2 pseudogenes are annotated in these 1,870 nt (G+C 40.1%); one reads left to right on the forward strand and one right to left on the reverse strand.

What is annotated here, in order from left to right:
• A pseudogene (locus ACFIL8_RS03025) lies at window positions 1-230 on the reverse strand (NADP-dependent malic enzyme); the annotation flags it as partial.
• 195 nt (window positions 231-425) lie between these two features.
• On the opposite strand from ACFIL8_RS03025, the pseudogene ACFIL8_RS03030 reads away from it, so the two are divergent.
• Window positions 426-1,870: pseudogene (locus ACFIL8_RS03030) on the forward strand (DNA mismatch repair protein MutS); the annotation flags it as partial.

Here is a 1,870-nt window from a genome sequence, read left to right on the forward strand (position 1 = left end):
CCTTTTGCTGTATAATCATAAGCTAGCGCTGGATTTTGAGCAATTGCCTTAACTGGAACGGCAACACCTGGTGAATAAGCAAGTGCTAAATCATGCTGTGTTGCCATAGACTTTGTTGCAACAATCTCAAGCTTTCCTGGTCGACCACGACTATGAAAATCTAGAGCTTCTCTTTCGCTCGCACTGTAAACAGTTTGAGACATTTTCTGATCTTGCTCGCTCTTTTTCATCTCACTTTATTTTCTCCAAAAACAGTGTAAATTTTGCTTGATAATGCGTATAGTCATTAAATTTGATTCATATATTAGAAATCGCTATTCTTGCCTTAGCAAATCTGATGATGCGTTGCAATTTAGAGATAAATAGATATTGAAGTAAACAAAAAAGAGTAAAAACTTCACTTAAAGGAAACAGGCCTCGTACAAATGGATAAAAAAAACAATCATAAAAATAATTTAATTCCACAGCCTGCCTCCCCATCTGCTTCCTCTCAAGAACGTCTTACACCTATGATGGAGCAGTACATAGAAATCAAAGCCGTCCATCATGATTCCCTTCTCTTTTACCGAATGGGGGATTTTTATGAATTATTTTTTAATGATGCGATTGAAGCTGCTCAGGCTTTAGGAATCACACTCACAGCACGCGGAAAACATTTAGGACAAGATATTCCTATGTGTGGTGTTCCCGTTCATGCTGCAGATGATTATTTACAAAAACTGATTGCTTGTGGTTACCGAGTTGCTGTTTGTGAACAAATAGAAGATCCTGCTGAAGCAAAAAAACGTGGCTCAAAATCTGTTGTTCGGCGTGATGTTGTTCGTCTTGTAACACCTGGAACAATAACAGAAGAAAAACTCCTTGATCCAACACGCGCAAATTATTTGATGACACTTTCCCGTATAAAAACTAGCGATGGAGAGGAATTTGCTCTTTCTTGGATTGATATCTCAACAGGCATATTTCGTGTAACAGAGAGCCGCCAAGAAAAACTTTTAGCAGATATTATGCGTGTGGATCCACAAGAAATCATTGTTTCTGATTCATTTTTTCATGATAAATCTCACAAGTCACTTTTTAGTGTTCTTGATCGTATCGTTTCACCTCAACCTGCTTGTCTCTTTGACGCACTCACCGCTGAACGCGATATTTGCAATTATTTTAAACTCTCAACTCTTGAAGGCGTTGCCGATTATTCACGCTGTGAACTCTCTGCAATTGTAGCTGCTATTCGTTATATCGAAAAAACACAAATCACGCATCGCCCTCCCCTCATGCAGCCTGAGCGCCAAAATGAAAGTGCAACTCTTTTTATTGATGCTGCAACCAGACTAAGCCTTGAACTTATTCGTACGACATCAGGTCAACGGGATGGAAGTTTATTAAAAGCTATTGATCGCACTGTAACAGGAGGAGGATCACGCCTTCTTATTGACCGCCTTATTGCTCCCCTCACAACTCCTTCAGCTATTGATACGCGTTTGGATTCTATCGATTTTTTTCTACGTAATCCTTCTCTTGCAGAAGCGATAAAGCTTATTTTAAAGGGGGGACCAGATATGCCCCGCGCCGTTTCACGTTTGGCTCTTGGACGAGGAGGTCCCCGTGATATGGCGACAATCCAGCGTGGCTTTGAAATCATTCGTGAATTGCATCAACTTCTTGATAATGAGCTTCTGCCTCAAGAAATAAGTGATGTACAACAGGTGTTCTCAAAATTACCCACAGCGTTATACTTTCATTTAGAACAAGCATTAGCTGATGATCTCCCACTCCTTAAACGTGATGGTGGTTTTATTCGTTCTAATTATCATAAAGAGCTCGATGAAATGCGTGCTTTACGTGATGAATCTCGCCGTGTCATTGCTGA

The organism is Bartonella sp. AP57NXGY, assembly GCF_042195805.1.
GTDB lineage: Bacteria > Pseudomonadota > Alphaproteobacteria > Rhizobiales > Rhizobiaceae > Bartonella.